The sequence below is a fragment of the Actinacidiphila yeochonensis CN732 genome (assembly GCF_000745345.1).
GTDB classification, from domain to species: domain Bacteria; phylum Actinomycetota; class Actinomycetes; order Streptomycetales; family Streptomycetaceae; genus Actinacidiphila; species Actinacidiphila yeochonensis.
Genome location: NZ_JQNR01000003.1, coordinates 1044125 through 1060499, shown reverse-complemented (window position 1 = coordinate 1060499; position 16375 = coordinate 1044125). Strand labels below are relative to the sequence as shown.

The 16375-nt window shown below is 72.2% G+C and carries 10 protein-coding genes; 4 read left to right on the top strand and 6 right to left on the bottom strand.

What is annotated here, in order from left to right:
* Positions 1 to 18 precede the first annotated feature (18 nt).
* From BS72_RS05970 to BS72_RS05950, 5 genes are all read right to left on the bottom strand, one after another.
* Positions 19 to 1647, bottom strand: coding sequence for a pyridoxal phosphate-dependent decarboxylase family protein (locus BS72_RS05970; protein ID WP_037906966.1), 1629 nt, complete (start codon positions 1645 to 1647; stop codon positions 19 to 21).
* Positions 1648 to 1851: 204 nt separating this feature from the next.
* Positions 1852 to 3018 carry an acyl-CoA dehydrogenase family protein gene (locus tag BS72_RS05965; RefSeq protein WP_198545760.1) on the bottom strand — a complete coding sequence of 389 codons (1167 nt, stop codon included), beginning with the start codon at positions 3016 to 3018 and terminating at the stop codon, positions 1852 to 1854.
* A gap of 3 nt (positions 3019 to 3021) precedes the next feature.
* Positions 3022 to 3954, bottom strand: a complete 933-nt coding sequence (locus BS72_RS05960; RefSeq protein WP_051950758.1) for a hydroxymethylglutaryl-CoA lyase — start codon at positions 3952 to 3954, stop codon at positions 3022 to 3024.
* 56 nt (positions 3955 to 4010) lie between these two features.
* Positions 4011 to 6458 (bottom strand): ATP-binding protein, encoded by a 2448-nt coding sequence (locus tag BS72_RS05955; protein WP_198545759.1) that lies wholly within the window; start codon positions 6456 to 6458, stop codon positions 4011 to 4013.
* A gap of 7 nt (positions 6459 to 6465) precedes the next feature.
* Positions 6466 to 8094: a carboxyl transferase domain-containing protein gene (locus BS72_RS05950; RefSeq protein WP_037906962.1), complete on the bottom strand. Its 1629-nt coding sequence runs from the start codon at positions 8092 to 8094 to the stop codon at positions 6466 to 6468.
* 81 nt (positions 8095 to 8175) lie between these two features.
* Here BS72_RS05950 and BS72_RS05945 point away from each other — a divergent pair, with 81 nt between their 5' ends.
* Genes BS72_RS05945 through BS72_RS05935 form a run of 3 tightly spaced genes read left to right on the top strand, consistent with a single transcriptional unit; the run spans position 8176 to position 10900 of the window.
* Positions 8176 to 8811, top strand: a complete 636-nt coding sequence (locus BS72_RS05945; RefSeq protein ID WP_037906960.1) for an SACE_7040 family transcriptional regulator — start codon at positions 8176 to 8178, stop codon at positions 8809 to 8811.
* Positions 8812 to 8844: 33 nt separating this feature from the next.
* Positions 8845 to 10002 carry an acyl-CoA dehydrogenase family protein gene (locus BS72_RS05940; protein WP_037906957.1) on the top strand — a complete coding sequence of 386 codons (1158 nt, stop codon included), beginning with the start codon at positions 8845 to 8847 and terminating at the stop codon, positions 10000 to 10002.
* Positions 10003 to 10015: 13 nt separating this feature from the next.
* Positions 10016 to 10900 (top strand): acyl-CoA thioesterase, encoded by an 885-nt coding sequence (locus tag BS72_RS05935; protein WP_037906955.1) that lies wholly within the window; start codon positions 10016 to 10018, stop codon positions 10898 to 10900.
* A gap of 14 nt (positions 10901 to 10914) precedes the next feature.
* On the opposite strand, the gene BS72_RS05930 is transcribed toward BS72_RS05935, so the two are convergent.
* Complete coding sequence (locus tag BS72_RS05930) at positions 10915 to 11799, bottom strand: phosphatase (RefSeq protein WP_063835975.1); 885 nt, start codon at positions 11797 to 11799, stop codon at positions 10915 to 10917.
* A 512-nt stretch (positions 11800 to 12311) separates the two neighbouring features.
* Between BS72_RS05930 and BS72_RS05925 the strand changes: the two genes are divergently transcribed.
* Entirely contained in the window at positions 12312 to 16187 is a 3876-nt protein-coding gene (locus BS72_RS05925; RefSeq protein ID WP_037907828.1) for an ABC transporter ATP-binding protein, read from the top strand.
* Positions 16188 to 16375: the final 188 nt, after the last annotated feature.

Here is a 16375-nt window from a genome sequence, read left to right as displayed (position 1 = left end):
GACGCGGTGGGGCGGGGGTCAGCAGGCGGCGTGGACAAGCCGGCCTCCGAGGTCCAGATGGCGGGCGGCGTGGTCGGCGATGAGGTCGAGCACGGCGGCGATGTCGTCGGTGGTGGTGGCGGGGTTGAGCAGGGTGAACTTCAGGTAGTGGCGGCCGTGCACCTTGGTGCCGGCCACGACCGCCTGCCCGGACGCGAACAGGGCGCGCCGCGCGTGCAGGTTCGCCTGGTCGACGGCGTCGTCCGCCAGGTCGGCGTGGGCGGCGGAGCGTGCGGGGGAGGGGGAGTCCGGGGCGGGCGGCGCGGGGACGGAGCCGGACAGCACGGGGACGGTGGCGGACGGCGCGGGGACGGTTGCGGACGGCGCGGGGACGGTTGCGGACGGCCGGGCGGCGGTCGGAACGCCGGGCACCGTGTCGCCGTCGCCGGGCGGGACCCAGCGGAAGGTCAACGTGGAGAGCGTCGGGCGGGTCACCACCTCGAACCGCGGGTCCTCGTCCAGCAGCCGCCAGGCCCCGGCAGCGAGGTCCACCACCTCGTCGAAGAGGGCGCCCACTCCGTCGGCACCCATCACCCGGAGCGTCATCCACAGTTTGAGCGCGTCGAAACGGCGGGTGGTCTGGAGCGACTTGTCCACCTGGTTCGGGATGCGCTCGGCCACCGCCCGGCGCGGGTTGAGGTACTCGGAGTGGTAGGTGGCATGCCGCAGCACCGCACGGTCGCGGACCAGCAGCGCGCTCGAACTGACCGGCTGGAAGAACGACTTGTGGTAGTCCACGGTGACCGAGTCCGCGGCCTCGATGCCGGACAGCAGCTGCCGGCGGGTGGGGGAGACCAGCAGGCCACAGCCGTAAGCCGCGTCCACGTGCAGCCAGACGCCGTGCCGCGCGCACAGCCCGGCGATCTCCGGCAGCGGGTCGATCGAACCGAAGTCGGTGGTGCCCGCTGTGGCCACCACCGCCATCGGCGACGTGCCCTCCCGTGCGCAGACGGCCAACTCGCGGGCCAGCGCGGCCGGGTCCATCCGCATCTCGGCGTCGCAGGCCACGACGACCAGTGCCTCGGGCGGCAGCCCCAGCAGCTTCGCCGACTTGCGGACGCTGAAGTGGCCGCACTCCGACGTGAACACCCGCAGGCGCGCCGGGTCCGCACCCCGCGCCACCGCCTCCTCGCGGGCCAGCAGCAGCGCCTGGAGGTTCGACTGGGTGCCGCCACTGGTGAAGACCCCGTCGGCGTCGGGTCCCAGGCCGATCCGTTCGGCTGTCCAGTCGACGAGTCTGCGCTCGATCAGCGTCGCCCCGCCACTCTGGTCCCATGTGTCCAGCGAGGAGTTGACCGCGCTGAGCACCGCCTCGGCGGCCACCGCCGGAATCGCCACCGGGCAGTTGAGGTGGGCGAGGTACCGGGGGTGGTGGAAGTACACCGCGTCCCGCAGGTAGACCGACTCCAACTCCGCCAGTGCGGCCGCGGTGTCACCCAGGGGGCGGTCCAGGTCGACCGCGTCGACGCTCGGCGCCAACTCGTCCGGCGCGATCCCGGAGAACGGGCGGTCGGCGGTGGCCAGCGCACTGGCCACCTGATCGACTCCCTGCGTGACGGAGCGGCGGTACTGCTCTGTCGTCGTGTGACTGAGCAGGTGTGAACGCATGAGGGCACGCCTCTCATGAGGGGGCTTAGATTAGGCAAGGCTAACCTAACTCACCCTCTCGTGGGGGCTTCTTCCGCCCCTCAGCCCCCACGCAAACCGCCCGGCGCGGATCGTTGGGCGGTTCGCGTGCGGCTGATCGTCCGGCGCGATCCGCCCGGCGCCCGCCGACCGGCCCCGTCGGCTGCCTCGGTCCACTGCCCCCGGCTACCCCGCCAGTCCCAACTCCCGCGCGATCAGCATCCGCTGCACCTCGCTGGTGCCCTCCCCGATCTCCAGGATCTTGGAATCCCGCCACATCCGCGCCACCGGATACTCGTTCATGAAGCCGTACCCGCCGTGGATCTGGGTGGCCTCCCGCGCGTTGGTCACCGCGATCTCGGAGGAGTACAGCTTCGCCAGCGCCGCCTGCTTCTTGAACGACTCCCCGCGCACCATCCGTGAGGCCGCGTCCCGCCACGCCAGCCGTGCGGTGTACGCCCGCATCTCCATGTCCGCGAGCTTGAACTGGATCGCCTGGTTCGCTCCGATCGGCCGCCCGAACGCCTCCCGCTGACCGGCGTACGCCACCGACTCGTCCACACACCCCTGCGCCAGCCCGGTCGCCAGCGCGGCGATGGCGACCCGTCCCTCGTCCAGGATGCGCAGGAACTGCGCGTAACCGCGGCCCTCCCCACCCAGCAGGTTCTCCTTCGGCACCCGGCAGTCGGTGAAGGACAGCTCCCGGGTGTCCGACGCGTTCCACCCGACCTTGCTGTACTTCTTCGACGCGGTGAACCCCGGGGTCCCGGCCGGGACGATGATCGCCGAGATGAGCGGTCGCCCGTCGTCCTTGCGGCCGGTCACCGCGGTCACCGTGACGAGGCTGGTGATGTCCGTGCCGGAGTTGGTGATGAAGCACTTGGTGCCGTTGACCACCCATTCCCCGGCGGCCTCGTCCAGCCGCGCGGTGGTCCGGGTCCCTCCCGCGTCCGATCCGCCGCCGGGCTCGGTGAGGCCGAACGCGCCCAGTGCCTCCCCCGAGCACAGTTTCGGCAGCCAGGCCCGCTTCTGCTCCTCCGTGCCGAAGAGATGGATCGGCATCGCCCCCAGCGACACCGCCGCCTCCAGGGTGATCGCCACCGACGAGTCCACCCGGGCCAGCTCCTCCAGCACCAGCCCCAGGGCGAAGTAGTCACCGCCCATCCCGCCGTACTCCTCGGGGAACGGCAACCCGAACAGGCCCATCCGCCCCATCTCCCGCACGATCTCGTACGGGAACTCGCCCTGCTCGTAGTACTCGCCGATCTTCGGTGCGACGACATCCCGGGCGAACTCCGCCACGGTCGCGCGCAGTGCCTCGTGCTCCTCGGACAGACGGTGGTCGATCGACATGGCTCACTGCTCCCGGTGGGTGAGGGCGCGGACGGTACGGGACGGACTCGGCCGTCCCAACTGCTCCGCCATCCACGCGCTTGTGGCGCTGAGGCGGACGAGGTCGACCCCGGTGCGGATGCCCAGCCCCTGCAGCATCCAGACGAGGTCCTCGGTGGCCAGGTTGCCGGTGGCGCTCTTCGCGTAGGGGCAGCCACCGAGACCCCCCGCCGAGGCGTCGACCACGGTCACCCCCCGGCCCAGCGCGGCCAGCGTGTTCGACAGCGCCTGGCCGTAGGTGTCGTGGAAGTGGACCGCCAGCTCGCCGACCGGGACCCCGCTCCCCGTCAACTCGTCCAACAGCGTGACGACATGGCCCGGGGTAGCCACCCCGATGGTGTCCCCGAGGCTCAACTCCGAGCAGCCCATGGCGTGCAGCCGCCTTGCCACCGAAGCGACCTGCCCGACGGGAACCGGGCCCTCCCACGGGTCGCCGAAGCACATCGACAGATAGCCCCGCACCCGCAGGCCCTCCGCCCGGGCCCGGGCAACCACCGGCTCGAACATCGCCAGCGACTCGTCCACCGTCCGGTTCAGATTGGCCTTCGCGAAGGACTCGGTGGCGCTGCCGAAGACCGCGATCTCCCGTACGCCCAGCTCCAGCGCCCGCTCCAAACCACGCTGGTTGGGCACCAGCACGGGCAGGCGCATCCCGGGGTCCGAGGCAAGGTCCGCCAGCAGCGGCACCAACTCCGCCGCGTCAGCCAGCTGCGGCACCCACGCCGGATGGACGAAGCTGGTCGCCTCGATCGTGCTCAGCCCCGCCGCAGCCAGCCGGTGCACGAACTCGGCCTTCACCTCGGTCGGCACGGTGGCCTTCTCGTTCTGCAACCCGTCACGGGCCCCCACCTCGTGGATGCGCACTCCTGACGGGAGCCCGGCCAGCGGCACCTCCATCGGCAGTCCCTCGGGCACCACAACGGCGCTTCCCGCGGTGGTCCTCTCCTCCGCCGTCACGGCTGCTCACCCTCTCCTGCCCGTACCGCCTCCACCGGCGGCGAGGGAGATGACGCTGGCGCCGGTGCGGCCGACGCTGATGGCGACGGCGGCGGCGCTGGCGGCGGCGCTGGCGGCGGCGATGGCGAACGCGATGGGGATGGCGATGGTGCTGATACTGATACGGCCGAGGCGTTGCCGACTGCCCTGTCGTCGGTCACTGACGCGGGTGCCCCGTGGCCGCGCCCGCTGTCATGACCAGCCGCCCGACCCGCCGTCACGCCGCCGACTGCGCCCCGGCCCACGCCGCCCCGCGTCGGCGTGCTCGCCTGCCCGGACCCGGCTTCCCCCAGTCCAGGGGAGGCGCTCACCTGCCCGGAGCCGGCCTCCGTCGGGCTCGCCGTCACGAGCGCCGGTGTGGCGGAGGTATCCGGCGGGCCGGCCTCCTCCTGCCTGGCGGGTGCGACCACGACCAGCACCTGGTCCATCGTGACCGCGGAGCCGACCGAGACGTCGATCTCCGCCACCGTCCCGTCATGCGGGGCGGTGATCACGTGCTCCATCTTCATCGCCTCCACCACCAGCAGGCTCTGCCCGGTCACCACCTCCTCACCCTTGGCGACCTTCACCACCGTCACCGTGCCCGGCATCGGGGCGGTGAGCGCCCCGCCGCCCGTGCCCGCGGCCGTGCCCCGCAGTGCCGCCGCGACCGGGTCGTACGGCTGTACCTCCCAGCAGTCGCCCTCCCGGCCCAGCCACGTGCCGGCCCGTTCGAAGGCGGTCACCCTTCCCGACAGGTGCAACTGGACCCGGTGCCCTTCACCGGTGATCCGTGCCGCTAGCACCGGTCCGTCCTCGATCCGCGCCACGCCCTCGCGCACCCGCACCAGCACCGGGTCCCGGCCGGGCACCCGCAGGTGGTGCGCCGTCCAGGCCGGCTCGCCGCCCAGCCGCCATCCGCTGGGCACCGAGAACGGGTCCACCCACCCCGAGCCGTCCGGTACCGGCCCCAACTCGCGCTGCCTCAGCAGCGCGGCCGCCACGTACACCTCATCCGGAACCCCGTCCGGCACCAGCCGCGCGGCCTCCCGGTCGATCAGCCCCGTGTCGAGCGCGCCGGCCGCCACATCGGGGTGTCCCAACAGCCGGCGCAGGAACCCTGTGTTGGTCTCCAGCCCGAGTACCACCGTGGCCGCCAGGGCTGCCCGCAGCCGCCGCAGTGCTGTGGAGCGGTCCGGCCCGTAGGCGATCACCTTGGCCAGCATCGGGTCATAGGCCGTGCCGACCTCGGTGCCGACGGCCAGCCCGGAGTCCACCCGCACCCCGGTTCCGGAGGGCTCCCGCAGCTCCAGCACCTTCCCGGCCGAGGGCAGGAAGTCCACCCGCCCTTCGCCCAGCCGGGCGGTCTCGGCGCAGATCCGCGCCTCCACCGCGTGGCCGGTCAACCGCACGTCCGCCTGGCCGAAGTCCAGCGACTCCCCGCAGGCCACCCGCAGCTGCCACTCCACCAGGTCGAGCCCGGTCACCAGCTCTGTCACCGGATGCTCCACCTGGAGCCGGGTGTTCATCTCCATGAAGTAGTACGCGTCCGGCCGCGCTCCCGGAACGATGAACTCCACCGTGCCGGCTCCGGTGTACCCGCAGGACCTGGCCGCCTGCACAGCTGCCTCGCCCATGGCGGTCCGGGTGGCCTCGTCCAGCAGCACCGACGGGGCCTCCTCGACGACCTTCTGGTGACGGCGCTGCAGTGAGCACTCCCGCTCGCCCAGGTGCACCACGTTGCCGTGGCCGTCGGCCAGCACCTGGATCTCGATGTGGCGGGGACGGTCCACCCATCGCTCCACCAGCAGCGTGTCGTCGCCGAACGAGCCGCGTGCCTCCCGCCGGGCGGCGGCGATCTCCTCCGCCAGCACGGCCTCGTCCCGAACCAGCCGCATGCCCTTCCCGCCGCCGCCGGCCGAGGGCTTGAGGAGGACCGGCATCCCGATCTCACAGGCGGCCGCCACGAGTTCGGTGTCCGTCAGGCCGCTGCCGCTGCTGCCGGGGACCACCGGAACCCCGGCCGCGCGCACCGTCTCCTTGGCGCGGATCTTGTCGCCCATCAGCTCGATCGCGGCTGCGGGCGGCCCGATGAAGACCAGCCCGGCGTCGGCGCACGCCCGGGCGAACGCCGCGTTCTCGGCGAGGAAGCCGTAGCCGGGATGGACGGCCTGCGCGCCCGCCGCTTCCGTCGCCCGCACCATCTCGGCGGCGGAGAGGTAACTCTCCACCCGCACCGCCGTGTCGGCCTCCCGCACGTGGCGCGCCTCGGCGTCCGCGTCCGTGAAGACGGCGGCGGAGCGCACCCCCAGCTCGCGCAGCGTGCGCATCACCCGGACCGCGATCTCCCCCCGATTGGCCACCAGCACGGTGTCGAAGGCGTCCGCGAGGCCGGATCCGGGACGGCGTGTCGTCTGCGTGGTCATCTCACCCTCACATTCGGAAGACGCCGTAGCCCGGCGCGCTCGGGTCGGCCTCCGGCAGGGGGGCGTTGGCGCAGGCAGAGAGGGCGAGCCCCATGACGGCGCGGGTCTCCATCGGGTCGATGACCCCGTCGTCCCAGAGCCGGGCGGTGGCGTAGTAGGCGCTGCCCTGGGTCTCGTACTGCTCACGGATCGGGGCCTTGAACGCCTCCTCCGCGTCCTCGTCCCACTTCTCGCCCGCGGCGGCCAACTGGTCCCGTTTGACGGTGGCCAGCACCGAGGCCGCCTGCTCGCCACCCATCACGGAGATCTTGGCGTTCGGCCACATCCACAGGAAGCGGGGGCTGTACGCACGGCCGCACATCGAGTAGTTGCCCGCGCCGTAGGAGCCGCCGATCACCACCGTCAGCTTGGGTACCCGCGCGCAGGCTACGGCGGTCACCATCTTCGCCCCGTGCTTCGCGATACCGCCGGCCTCGTACTGCCGGCCCACCATGAAGCCCGCGATGTTCTGCAGGAACAGCAGCGGGACACCCCGTTGGTCGCACAGCTCGACGAAGTGGGCGCCCTTGAGGGCGGACTCGCCGAACAGGATGCCGTTGTTGGCGACCACACCCACCGGATGTCCCTGAACGCGTGCGAAGCCGGTGACCAGCGTCGTGCCGTACTCCGCCTTGAACTCCGCGAACCGGCTGCCATCCACCAGCCGGGCGATGACCTCGCGGACGTCGTAGGGGGTCCGCGGGTCCGCGGGCACCGCGCCGTACAGGCCCGCCGGGTCCACCGCGGGCGGCTCGGCGGGGGCGACCTGCCAGGGTGGCGCACCGCGTCCGGGCAGGGTGGCCACGATCTCGCGGACGATGGCCAACGCGTGGGCGTCGTCCTCGGCGAGGTGGTCCGTGACCCCGGACACCCGCGCGTGGACCTCGCCGCCGCCGAGTTCCTCGGCCGTGACCACCTCGCCCGTGGCTGCCTTCACCAGGGGCGGTCCGCCCAGGAAGATCGTGCCCTGGCCGCGCACGATGACCGCCTCGTCGCTCATCGCGGGCACGTAGGCACCCCCGGCCGTACAGGAGCCGAGCACCGCCGCGATCTGGGGGATCCCCCGGGCGGAGAGAGTGGCCTGGTTGTAGAAGATGCGGCCGAAGTGGTCCCGGTCGGGGAAGACCTCGTCCTGCCGGGGGAGGAAGGCGCCGCCGGAGTCCACCAGGTAGACGCACGGCAGCCGGTTGTCGAGCGCCACCTCCTGCGCGCGCAGGTGCTTCTTCACGGTCATCGGGTAGTACGTGCCGCCCTTGACGGTGGCGTCGTTGGCCACCACCACGACCTCGCGCCCCGACACCCGGCCGATCCCGGCGATCACCCCGGCCGCCGGCGCCTGCCCGTCGTACATCCCGTCGGCCGCGAGCGGGGCCAGTTCGAGGAACGGTGAGCCGGGGTCCAGCAGTCCGTCCACCCGGTCGCGAGGCAGCAGCTTTCCGCGCGCGGTGTGGCGCGCGCGGGCCTTTTCGCCACCGCCGAGGCGTGCGGCGGCGAGTTTGTCGCGCAGCGCCGCGTTGAGCGCGGTGTGCGCCTGCGCGTTGGCGCGGTATGCCTCCGACGCCGTGTCGACGGCGCTGATCAAGGCGGGTGCTGCCATGCTTCGGCCCCCCGTGTTAGCGAGCGTTAACCAGATGACTCAACGTTAACGCTCGCTAACCGGATTGTCTAGACTCGACTCATGGGTACGACGAAAGCTGTGGAAAACCGGCGCGAGCAGATCCTTCGAGAGGCCGCGCGGCTCTTCGCCGAGCGCGGGTTCCACGGCGTCGGCGTGGACGAGATAGGGGCGGCCGTGGGCATCAGCGGCCCCGGCCTGTACCGGCACTTCGCGGGGAAGGACGCGATGCTCGCGGAGCTGCTGGTGGGGATCAGCGACCGCCTGCTCGCGGCCGGCCGTATGCGTGTGGCCGAGGCCGCGAGCCCGGTTCAGGCGCTCGACGCGCTGATCGGCGGCCACATCGACTTCGCCATCGACGACCGCCCGCTGATCACGCTGCACGACCGCGAACTGGACAGGCTGCGCGAGGCGGACCGCAAGCTGGTCCGCCAGCTCCAGCGGCAGTACGTGGAGGAGTGGGTGTCGGTCGTCCGGCAGGTCTATCCGGGGGGCACCGAGCTGGAGGTCCGGGCCGCGGTGCACGCCGTCTTCGGCCTGCTGAACTCCACGCCCCACCTCGGCGGGCAGTCCGGGCTGCCGGACCGGTCGGCGATGGCCGAGTTGCTGCACCGTCTCGCGCTCAGCGCGCTGGACGCCCTCGGCGGACCGTCCGGAGGCGCTCTGGACAGCGCGGACGACCGGCGGGTAACTTTCTGAGCGCTTGCTTATCGTCGGGATGGGAGGCGCGCTGTGCGTCGTACGGTGTTCAACGAGGACCACGAGGCGTTCCGCGAGACGATGCGGGACTTCATCGAGTCCGAGGTCGTCCCCGTCCACGACGAGTGGCTGGCCGCCGGCCAGGTGCCCCGCGACTTCTACTACAAGCTCGGTGAGCTGGGTGTCTTCGGCATCGAAGTGCCGGAGGAGTACGGCGGCGCGGGCGAGCACAGCTTCAAGTTCCAGGCTGTCATCAGTGAGGAGTGCGCCCGCGCCGGGGTCAGCTTCGGCGGCAGCGGCGTACACGTCGGCCTGTGCCTTCCCTACGTCATGGCGTACGCCACCGGCGAGCAGAAGAAGCGCTGGCTGCCGGGCTTCGTCACCGGCGAGACCATGTTCGCCATCGCCATGACCGAGCCGGGAACCGGCTCCGACCTGGCCGGCATGAAGACCACCGCCAGGCTCTCGGCGGACGGCACCCACTACGTCCTCAACGGTGCCAAGACCTTCATCACCGGCGGAGTCCACGCCGACCGCGTCATCGTCTGCGCGCGCACCGCCCCGGCCACCCCGGAAGACCGCCGTGCGGGCATCTCGCTCTTCGTCGTCGACACCGGCTCCGAGGGGTACGCCGTCGGCCGCAAGCTCGACAAGATCGGCCTGAAGACCTCCGACACCGCGGAACTGTCCTTCTCCGACGTCAAGGTCCCCCTGAACGACCTCCTCGGCGAGGAGGGCAAGGGCTTCTCGTACCTCGGCCAGAACCTGCCCCAGGAGCGCCTGGCCATCGCCGTCGGCGCGTACGCCCAGGCCGCCGCCGCCATCCGGTTCGCCAAGGCCTATGTCCAGGACCGCACCGTCTTCGGCCAGACGGTCGCGTCCTTCCAGAACACCAAGTTCGAGCTGGCCGCCTGCAAGGCCGAGGTCGACGCCGCCGAGGCCGTGGTCGACCGCGCCCTGAACGCCCACGACCGGCGTGAACTCACCGCGGCGGACGCCGCGTCCGCCAAGCTGTTCTGCACCGAGGTCGCCAGCCGGGTGATCGACCGCTGCCTCCAACTGCACGGCGGCTACGGCTACATGAACGAGTACCCGATCGCCCGCCTGTACGCGGACAACCGGGTCAACCGCATCTACGGCGGCACCAGCGAGGTCATGAAGTCGATCATCGCCAAGTCCATGGGCCTGTGATACCGACGAACCCGTGAACGACAACCCGAACGCGCTGCAGTCCCTGCTCGACCTGCTCGACCTGGAGCGGATCGAGCAGGACATCTTCCGCGGCGTCAGCCGCTCAGCCGTGGTACCGCGTGTCTTCGGCGGCCAGGTCGCGGCCCAGGCCCTGGTGGCGGCCGGGCGCACCGTCCCCGAGGAGCGCGGGGCGCACTCCCTGCACTCCTACTTCCTGCGCCCGGGCGACCCCGGGGCGCCGATCGTCTACGAGGTCGACCGCATCCGGGACGGACGGTCCTTCACCACGCGCCGGGTGGTCGCCATCCAGCACGGCCAGCCGATCTTCCACCTCTCGGCGTCCTTCCAGTGCCATGAGGAGGGGCTGGAGCACCAGGAACCCATGCCGGACGCACCCGATCCGGAGACCCTGCCGTCCGCGGACGCGCTGCTGCCCGCCCACGCCGACCGCTTCCCGGACCCGACCGTGATCGAACGCCTCCTGGAGGCCAGGGCGGCCATCGACCTGCGCTACGTCGAGGCCCCGCCCTTCCTCACGGCCGGGGTACGGCGCGAGCCGCGCTCCCAGGTGTGGTTCCGCACCCGCGGCAAGGTGGCCGACGACCCCATGCTCCACGTCTGCCTGGCCACCTATGTGTCGGACATGACCCTGCTGGACTCCGTCCTGCTGGCCCACGGCCGCGGCGGCTGGGCGGTCGGCGACGTGGTCGGTGCCAGCCTCGACCACGCCATGTGGTTCCACCGCCCGCTGCGCGCCGACGAGTGGCTGCTCTACGACCAGCAGAGCCCGTCGGCGTCAGGGGGGCGGGGCCTTGGCACCGCGCGCATCTACACCCAGGACGGCAGGCTCGCCGTCTCGGTGATCCAGGAGGGCCTGGTCCGAGTGCCCCGCGCCTGACCGCTGCCCGGGGTCTACTGGTCGCGGCTCTTGCGGGGCCTGGGGCGCCGGGTGCGCGGGTCGGGGCGGTGCCGGCCGCCGCCGTTGCGGTTCAGGGCCGGGCGCCGCCGCAGCCCGGCCGCCTCCACCAGGTAGGAGCTCATCGGGGCGTAGTAGTGCGGCTGCACGTTGTCGTCGAGCGGCACGGTCACCAGGACGCTGCCCTCGGCCTCCGCCACGAAGAGCGCCGGGTCGTTGCAGTCCGCGAAGCCGACGGTGTCGATACCGCGAGCCGCCGCGCATCCCGCCCAGCCGTGGTCGGCCACCACCAGGTCGGGCAGGCCGCGCCCCTCCCGCTCCAGCGCGTTGAGGACCTCCGTCATCGGATCGGGGGAGTGGGTGTGCACCAGCCCGCCGCCCCGGTGCAGCATGAACACCCCCGAGATGTGGCGGATCTCGCCGCCGTCCGCGTACAGGTGCTCGGCCGCCTCCACCACCCGGCAGCCGGCCGCGCGCAACCCCGCTGCCAGGACCTGGTGCACGGCGAAGAGCCCGGCCGGATGCCCGCTGGCCAGCAGCACCGTGGACTGGTTCTCCACGGCCTTGTCCAGTACCGCCGCCATCCGGTCCAGCGCGTCGACGGTGAGCTCCGGGTCGATGGTGTCCTGTCCGCTGACGTGCGACGGGTCGGCCACCACGCCGCACCGCTCGGCCATCAGCTCCAGCACGGCCGACTCCTCCGTCCAGCGGTCGCCCAGGTCCAGACCGAACCAGAAGTAGCGGTTCCCTTCGGCGAGCTCCCGGTAGTGCTCGAGGTTGTTCTCGCGGCTGGTCGCGACCTCGCCGGCTATCCGGGTCCGTATCAGGTGGGCGGTGAGGGCCTGGCGGTCGAGCGCGGCAGGCAGGGGGTCCATCGGCATGGCCGTATTCTCCCGTCCCCGCGCGGGGCGGCGCGACGCCTCGGGAGCGTCGCTCGGCCACGACAGGCCCGTGCATCGGGGATGAAGCGCGCAATCCGCTGCCCGGCGTCCCGCCCTGCCGGCCGTGCCGGTCGGGCGAGTCAGCGGAACGCGCCGCCGTCGGCGGATCGGGTCCCGCTGCGCCGGGTGGACGAAGATCACCCGGATGGCCGACGACCAAGGTCGCACTCGTGTGCGACTTTGGTCGTCGATGGTGTTGCGGGAGGATGAATCACGGTGCCGTCGGTGTTGCGAGCCGTGAACGACTTCACGGCCCGCGCTCTCCGTGTGGCCGGTCGGTCACACGGGGGAACCGGCGGCGGTGTGTCGCTGACAACGGGCGGGAGGATCACGTGGGGAAGACGAGGGCGGTGACGCCCGACAAGGGTGGCCGGGACCTCGGGCACGGCCACGGCACGGGACACGGCCAGGACGGAAGCCCGGAGAGCGGCCCCGCGCAGGCCCCCGGCTGGCTGCGGCGGCTCAGCGGCTACGCGTGGCGGTACAAGCGCAGTGTGCTCCTCTCGCTCGGGGCGTCCCTGGTCGGCATGGGGGTCACCGCGCTGGTCCCGCTCGTCCCCAAGGTGATCATCGACCACGTCATCGTCGGCCACGACCAGCCGCTGGCCCCGTGGGCCGCGACCCTCGTGGGAGCCGCCGTGGTCGTCTACGTGCTGACCTACCTGCGCCGCTTCTACGGCGGCCGGCTCGGCCTCGACGTCCAGCACGACCTGCGCGAGGACATGTTCCGGTCGATCATGCGCCTGGACGGACGGCGGCAGGACGAACTGAGCACCGGACAGGTCGTCGGCCGCGCCACCAGCGACCTCCAGCTGATCCAGGGGCTCATGTTCATGCTCCCCGTCATGATCGGCAACCTGCTGCTGTTCGTGCTGTCGCTGGTCGTCATGCTGGTCCTCTCCCCGCTCCTCACGGTGATCGCGCTCGCGGTCGCCCCGGCGCTGTGGTTCATCGCGGTCCGCAGCCGCGCGAAGCTCTTCCCCGCGACCTGGTACGCCCAGGGGCAGGCGGCCGCCGTGGCGGGCATCGTCGACGGGTCGGTCACGGGCGTGCGGGTGGTCAAGGGCTTCGGGCAGGAGAGCCAGGAGATGGCGAAGCTGGAGCGGGTCAGCCGCAGGCTGTTCGCCGGCCGGCTGCGCACCGTCCGCCTCACCGCCCGGTACACGCCCGCCCTCCAGGCGGTCCCCTCCCTGGGCCAGATCGGAATGCTGGCTCTCGGCGGCTGGATGGCCGCCCGGGGCGAGATCAGCCTCGGCACCTTCGTGGCGTTCTCCACGTATCTCGCCCAGCTGACCGGCCCGGTCCGGATGCTCACCATGATGCTCACCGTCGGCCAGCAGGCCCGCGCGGGCGTCGAACGGGTCCTGGAGCTCATCGACACCAGGCCCACCCTTGAGGAGGGCGACCGCACCCTGCCGGCGGACACCCCGGCCGTTGTCGACTTCGACAGCGTCTCCTTCGGCTACAAGGCCGGACGCCCGGTGCTGGACGGCTTCGACCTGACCGTGGCGCCGGGCGAGACCATGGCCGTCGTCGGCGCCTCCGGATCGGGCAAGTCCACCGTCTCCCTGCTGCTGCCCCGCCTGTACGACGTGACCGGCGGCGCGGTACGGATAGGCGGCATCGACGTCAGGGAGCTCACCTTCGACTCGCTCCGCTCCGCGATCGGCCTCGTCCCCGAGGACAGCTTCCTCTTCTCCGACACCGTGCGGGCCAACATCGCGTACGGCCGCCCCGAAGCCACCGACGAGGAGGTCCTGGCCGCCACCCGTGTCGCACAGGCCCACGGCTTCATCGAGGCGCTCCCCCAGGGCTACGACACCGTCGTCGGCGAGCAGGGCCTGACCCTCTCCGGCGGGCAGCGCCAGCGGATCGCACTCGCCCGGGCCGTCCTCACCGACCCGCGCCTGCTCCTGCTCGACGACGCCACCTCGGCGATCGACGCGCGGGTCGAGGCCGAGATCTTCGACGCCCTGCGCGAGGTGATGCGCGGCCGCACGACCCTGCTGATCGCCCACCGGCGCTCGACGCTCGCGCTCGCCGACCGGATCGCCGTCCTGGACGGCGGAAAGCTGTCCGACGTCGGTACCCACGAGGAACTCCAGGCACGCAGCCCGCTGTACCGCGCGCTCCTCACCGACCCCGACGCGCTCGGAGCCGACGTGGTCGAACTCGACCCCGCCGGCACCGCTGCCACGGCGCGATGTCCCCACGGGGTACCGGCCGGGTCCGGCTGCTCCGATCCCCAGTGCCTGCTGCTGGACGACGCCGGAGCCGAGGCCGTGGCGGAGGCCGAGGAGGTCACCCGAGAGGGTGCCGCCGACGGAGGCGGGGACAGCGGTGTGTCGCGGGGCACCGTCACTCCGGAGCTCTGGCCGGAACACCTGCGCGGCCCGGAGAACGGAGCGGATGATCCGCGCCCCGCGGCCGGCGCGACCACGGTGGCCCGGCCGCGGTCGATGGGCGGCCCGGGCGGGATGGCCGGCGCACTGGCCGGGATGCCGGCCACCCCCGAGCTGCTGGCCAAGGTCGCCGCGCTGCCACCCGCTCTGGACATGCCCGAGGTGGACGAGAAGGCGGCGCGGCGAGCGGACCACGGCTTCGGCCTGACCAGCATGCTGCGGGGCTTCCGCGCCCCGCTCCTGCTCAGCCTCGGCCTGGTCGCGGTCGACGCCCTCGCCGGGCTGCTGCTGCCGGTGCTGATCCGCCACGGCATCGACTCCGGGGTGCGCCAGCAGGCGCTGCACGCGGTCTGGGCGGCGTCGATCGTCGGCCTGGTCCTGGTCCTGGTCCAGTGGGCGGTCGAGTGGGCCTCCACGCTGCTCGCCGGCCGCACGGGTGAGCGCGTCCTGTACGGCCTCCGGGTCAAGATCTTCGCCCACCTGCACCGCCTGGGCCTGGACTACTACGAGCGTGAGCTGTCCGGCCGGATCATGACCCGGATGACCACCGACGTGGACGCCCTCTCCACGTTCCTCCAGACCGGCATGGTCACCGCCGTGGTCAGCGTGCTCACCTTCGTCGGCATCCTGGTGGCGCTCCTCGCCATCGACGTCGAACTGGCGCTGCTGGTCTTCGCCACCCTTCCGGTCCTGGTCGTCGGCACGTGGATCTTCCGCCGCAAGTCCGTGCGCGCCTACGAGGCGGCCCGTGAGCGGATCGCCATCGTGAACGCCGACCTCCAGGAGCACGTGGCCGGCCTCCGTGTCGTCCAGGCGTTCCGGGGCGAGCAGCACGGCGCGGAGCGCTTCCTCGACCGGAGCAACGACTACCGCCGGGCGCGGGTGCGCGGACAGCACCTGATCTCCGTGTACTTCCCCTTCGTGCAGTTGCTCTCCAGCGTCGCCGCCGCGCTGGTGCTGATCGTCGGAAGCCACCGGGTCAACGCCGGCACGCTGTCGGCGGGCGCGCTTGTCGCCTACCTGCTCTACATCGACCTCTTCTTCTCGCCGGTGCAGCAGCTCTCACAGGTCTTCGACGGCTACCAGCAGGCGTCCGTCTCCATGGGCCGCATCCGCGAACTGCTGCGCACCCCCACCACCACTCCCGCCGCCGAGAACCCGCGCGCGGTCGGCGCGCTCACCGGCGACGTCGAGTTCCGCGGGGTGAGATTCCGGTACGGCACGGCTGACGCCGACGCGCTCAGCGGTGTCGACCTGCGCGTTCCGGCCGGGCAGACGGTCGCCTTCGTGGGCGAGACCGGTGCGGGCAAGTCCACATTGGTCAAGCTGATCGCGCGTTACTACGACCCCACCGAGGGCGCGGTGCTGGTGGACGGCACGGACATCCGGACGTTCGACCTCGCCGGCTACCGGCAGCGACTCGGCGTCGTCCCCCAGGAGCCGTATCTCTTCGCCGGCACGATTCGCGACGCCATCGCCTACGGCCGGATGGACGCTACGGACGCCGAAGTGGAGGCCGCGGCCCGCGCGGTGGGTGCCGACGCCATGATCGCCACCCTGGAGGGCGGTTACCTCCATGAGGTGACCGACCGGGGACGAAACCTTTCCGCTGGGCAGCGCCAGCTCATCGCGCTCGCCCGAGCCCAATTGGTCGACCCCGCCGTGCTGCTGCTCGACGAGGCCACCGCGGCCCTCGACCTCGCCACCGAGGCCGTGGTCAACGAGGCCGCCGACCGACTGGCGGTGCGCCGTACCACCCTGGTCGTGGCCCACCGGCTCAGCACCGCTGCCCGCGCCGACCGGGTGGTCGTCCTGGACCACGGGCGGGTCGTGGAGGACGGCACCCATGACGAGCTGCTCGCCCGCGGCGGCCAGTACGCCCGGCTGTGGCGGACCTTCACGGGCGAGGTCAGCGAGACCGTCTGAGCCGCGCTTCGCGACCGTACTGGTCCGACCGGCAATCGCCGAGCCCGTCCCGTCCGCCTCCGCTCCGCGCCCTCTCAGGCCGGCGACGGCGAGGGGTGCCCTCCTCGGGCATTGCCTCGCCGTCGCCGCCCACGGCGGGACGGCCGGACAGGCGTGCCATGGACGCCCGTCGTGCGCCGTTCCGCCCT